Source organism: Promicromonospora sp. NPDC057488, assembly GCF_042802395.1.
Taxonomy (GTDB): domain Bacteria; phylum Actinomycetota; class Actinomycetes; order Actinomycetales; family Cellulomonadaceae; genus Promicromonospora.
Genome location: NZ_JBHVEG010000294.1, coordinates 1 through 4,393 on the forward strand (window position 1 = coordinate 1; position 4,393 = coordinate 4,393).

At 73.8% G+C, this 4,393-nt stretch carries 2 protein-coding genes and 1 pseudogene; 1 reads left to right on the top strand and 2 read right to left on the bottom strand.

The genetic code is table 11. From position 1 onward, the window contains the following. Nucleotides 1-32: 32 nt before the first annotated feature. Nucleotides 33-1,691 (bottom strand): alpha-amylase family glycosyl hydrolase, encoded by a 1,659-nt coding sequence (locus tag ACFU5G_RS29260; RefSeq protein ID WP_377252544.1) that lies wholly within the window; start codon nt 1,689-1,691, stop codon nt 33-35. Between the two features lie 111 nt (nt 1,692-1,802). On the opposite strand from ACFU5G_RS29260, the gene ACFU5G_RS29265 reads away from it, so the two are divergent. After that, nucleotides 1,803-3,023: an ROK family protein gene (locus ACFU5G_RS29265; RefSeq protein WP_377252546.1), complete on the top strand. Its 1,221-nt coding sequence runs from the start codon at nt 1,803-1,805 to the stop codon at nt 3,021-3,023. A 273-nt stretch (nt 3,024-3,296) separates the two neighbouring features. On the opposite strand, the pseudogene ACFU5G_RS29270 reads toward ACFU5G_RS29265, so the two are convergent. Continuing rightward, nucleotides 3,297-4,393 (bottom strand): annotated as a pseudogene (locus tag ACFU5G_RS29270) (hypothetical protein); the annotation flags it as partial.

The window sequence follows — 4,393 nt, forward strand, 5'->3', positions numbered from 1 at the left end:
GCCGCATGGTCACGCGATCACGCCGTGCGGTGTCACGCCGTGCGGACCCACGCCGTCGTCGCGCCCGGCAGCAGGCCGTCGGCCAGAGGCTCGCTCGTGACCAGCACCTCGCCGGCGGGCAGCGCCGTCGGCTCCGCGCCGAAGTTCGTCACCACGTGCCAGCCGCCCGGCCGCACGAAGTGCACGACGTCGTCGGGTGCCTCCACCCACTCCAGGGTCTCCTCGGACTGCAGCTCGTGGCGCAGCGCGAGCGCCGAGCGGTACAGCTCCAGCGTCGAGCCGGCGACGCCGTCCTGCGCCTCGGCCGACAGCTCGCCGTAGCCCGCGGGCTGCGGCAGGTGCGCGCTCCCGGCGCCGAACCCGAACGAGGAGCCCCCGCGCGTCCACGGCAGCGGCACGCGGCAGCCGTCCCGGCCCGGGTCCACGCCCGGGTTCCGGAAGAACGCCGGGTCCTGGTGCTGGTCAGCGGGGATATCGGCGACCTCGGGCAGCCCGAGCTCCTCGCCCTGGTAGAGGTACGCGCTGCCCGGCAGGCCCAGCATGAGCAGCGTTGCGGCCCGGGCCCGGCGCAGGCCGAGCTCGACGTCGGCGGTGGGCTCCGTGCCGCCCGACAGCAGCCAGTCCCGGCCCTGCTTGCCCGGCTTGCCGTCGCGCGGCGGCAGCGCGTAGCGGGTGGCGTGCCGCACGACGTCGTGGTTGGAGAACACCCACGTCGTCGACGAGCCGGACGCCGCGGACAGCGCCAGGTTGTCGGCGATGATCTTCGTGAACTGGGCCGCGTCGAAGTCGGCCTCCAGCAGATCGAAGTTGAACGCCTGGCCCAGGCCGGCGGCGCTTGCGTACCGGGGCCGGCGGGGCGTGTCGACCCAGGCCTCGGCCACGGCGATGCGCGGCGGGGTGTACTCGTCGAAGACCTTGCGCCAGCCGGCGTAGATCTCGTGCACCTCGTCGCGGTCCCACAGGGGGTGCGCGCCGGGCTCGGTGATGGCGTCCAGCTCGGCCTGCGACGGGAGGTTCTCGGCGAGGTCCTTGGTCAGGCCGTGCGCCACGTCGATGCGGAACCCGTCCACGCCCCGGTCCGACCAGAACCGCAGGGTCTGGTGGAAGTCCTCGCGGACCTCCGGGTTGTCCCAGTTGAAGTCCGGCTGCTCCTTGGCGAACAGGTGCAGGTACCACTGGCCGTCGGGCACGCGCGTCCACGACGGGCCGCCGAAGATGCTGGTCCAGTCGGCGGGCGGCTGCGAGCCGTCCTCGCCCAGGCCGTCGCGGAAGATGTACCGCTCCCGCTCCGGGCTGCCGGGCGCGGCGGCAAGGGCCTGCTGGAACCAGACGTGCAGGTCGGAGGAGTGGTTGGGCACGATGTCGACGATCACGCGGATGCCGGCGCCGTGCAGCGCCTCGACCATCTGGTCGAACTCGTCCAGCGTGCCGATCCGCGGGTCGACGTCGCGGTAGTCGGCGACGTCGTACCCTCCGTCCGCCAGGGCCGACGGGTAGAAGGGGCTGAGCCAGACGGCGTCGACGCCGAGCCGCCGCAGGTACGGCACCCGCGAGATGATGCCGCGCAGGTCGCCGATCCCGTCGCCGTTCGCGTCGGCGAAGCTGCGCGGGTAGATCTGGTAGACGGTGGCCTGCCGCCACCAGGTGGGGTCGTCGACGAGGAGCTGCTGCTCGCTGAGGGTGCTGGTCACGTGCTGGATCCTTTGCTCGTCGGGCGTGCTGCGGGCCGTCGGCTATTTTATGCGAGCATTAGATTTAATGCCCTGGTGAGAGCCTCCAACGTTGAGCACGAAAGGTCAAGCGTGAGTCGAGCACCCCAGAGCGGGTCGTCGTCCGGACTGCTGAGACGCATCAACACCGTGGGCGTGCTCGAGTTCGCCTGGGACCACGACGTCTTCACCGCCACCGAGGCGATGGACGCCACCGGGCTCACGCGCTCCACCGTGATCAGCCGGTGCGCCGAGCTGATCGAGCTCGGCTGGATGCGCGAGGTCGAGCGCGTGCCCGAGGCCACCGGCAAGGGCCGGCCCGCCCGCCTCTACCGGCTCCGGTCCGACGCCGGATACGTGGTCGGGGTCGACGCCGGCCAGCACCGCGTGCTCGCCACGGTCTGCGACCTGCGGGGCGCCGAGGTGAGCCGGCGGGAGCACCCGATCGACCCGGAGCACGACAACGCGGCCGACCGTCTGGCGCTCACCGACACGACGATCGAGCAGGCGCTCGCCTCGGGCGGCGTCGATCCGGCGCGGGTGCTGGCGATCGCCGTCGGGGTGCCGGCGCAGACCGACGTGGACGGCGCGTCGCCGCCGGGGCAGAACAAGTTCTGGGCGCGCATGAACCCCGGCTTCGCCGCGCACTTCCGGGAACGCGGCTGGCACACGACCGTCGAGAACGACGCGAACCTCGCCGCGCACGCCGAACGCGCCCTCGGGGCCGGGCGTGACGCCCGGTCGTTCGCGGCGCTGCTGTCCGGCGAGCGGTTCGGCGCCGGCATCGTGGTGGACGGCGCCCTGGTGCGCGGCAGCTACGGCGGCGCCGGCGAGATGCGGCTGCTCGACTACGTGGTCGGTGTCGGCAGCCCGCACGGCATCGGCTACCTCGCCCGCACCTGGGGCCGGGAGGTGCGCGAGTCCGGCGACCTGCCCGCCGACAGCGCGCTGGGCGCCCTCGCCGTGGACGCGATCGACGCGCCCGCGGTGTTCGCGGCGGCCGCGGACGGCGACGTCGGCGCCGTCGCCGTGGTGGACCGGCTGGCCGACCGCCTCGCCCGGGTGTGCGCCGTCATCGACGGCATGCTCGACGTGGACCGGATCGTCGTGGCGGGCGGGGTGGCGCCTGTCGTCGGGGACCTGCTGCGGCGGACCGCAGTGGTGCTGGAGGGGATGGTGCACCCGCCGGCGCCGGAGCTCGTGCCGTCGTCGTTCGGGGCGGACGCGGTGATCGTGGGGGCGTCGACGCTGGCGCTGGAGCAAGTAAGGACCGGGGCGCTGGATTTTGTGCCGGGGGGAGCCGAGGGGGAGTAGGGGCGGTCGTGTGGCGGTGTGGGGGCCTGGGCGGGTTGCGCGGGGCTGGGCTGGGTGGGGTCGGCAGTTAGCACGGCGTCTGCAGCAGCATCGGCAGTTGGCACTGAGATCGACCCAGGCCTGAGCCGATCTCGATGCCGACTGCCGAGCCTGGGTGCCAACTGCCGAACTTGCCGATTGCCGATTGCCGATTGCCGATTGCCGATTGCCGACTGCGACCGTGCTGTGCCGAGTGCCGACCAACACAAGGGCTCGGCTGGGCGTCGGTTTCGGTCAGTTGCGAGGGGACCCGGCACCCTTGCCGTGGCCCGGACCCTTGCCCTTGTCGTGGTTGGCGCCGGGACCCTTGCCGTTGCCGTGACCGTGACCGTGACCGTGGCCCTTGCCAGCGCCCTGGCCCTTGCCGTTCCCATGCCCCTTGCCGGATCCCGAGCCGTGGCCCTGGCTGTTTCCGGCGCCCTGGCCTGAGCCCTTGCCGTGGCCGTGGCCGTGACCTGAGCCCTGGCCGGAACCCTTGCCGTTGCCGTGACCCGAGCCGTTGCTCTGGCCGGAACCCTTGCCGTTGCCGTGACCCGAGCCGTTGCTCTGGCCGGAACCCTTGCCGTTGCCGTGGCCTGACCCGTTGCCGTGACCCGACCCCTTGCCGTTCCCGTGCCCGTTCCCGTGACCGTTGCCCTTGCCCGGGCCCTTGCCGTGCTCGTTGCCCGGGTTGCCGGGCGGGCCGCTCGTCTGGCCCTTGTCGGGAGGGCCGGGCGCCGACGGCTTCTCGGGCTTGGGCGCCGGATCGGGCTTGGCAGGCGGGGCCTCGGGCTTGGCCGGCTTGGGCTTCTCCGGGGCAGGCGTCGCCCGGGGCGGCTCGGGGCGGGACTCGGGCTTGGGCCGCGAGTGCGGCTTTGAGGCGGCCGCCGGTTCGACGGCGGCGACCGGTGCCACGATCGGCTCGGCCGCCGGGGGCGGGTGCGACTTCTCGTCGGCCGGCTGCGGGGTGCGCGGCGGGTCGGCGGGCTCGGCCGAGCTCTGCGGCGGCGCCGGATCGTGCGGCGGGTTTGTCGCGGGAGTGTCGGAGCCTCCCGTGCTGGGCGGTTCCCCGACGGCCTGGATGGACATACTGGCGGGCAGGCCGGCGATCAGGGCCGCGGCGCCGGCGCCGATCACGAGCGCGGCGAGCACGCTCGCGGCCACGGCGGCGTGCTTGGTGCCGAACGACCGCGGCCTGGTGGCGCCGAGCGACCCACCGGCGCCGGTCGCGCCCGCGCCTGCCGCGCCGGCGGCGCTGGCGGCGGTGCCGGTGAGCAGGCCGCCGGCGATGAGGTGCTGGCCGAGGTCGCGGAGCATCCAGGAGACCTCGCGCACGTCGATGAACGCGCGGG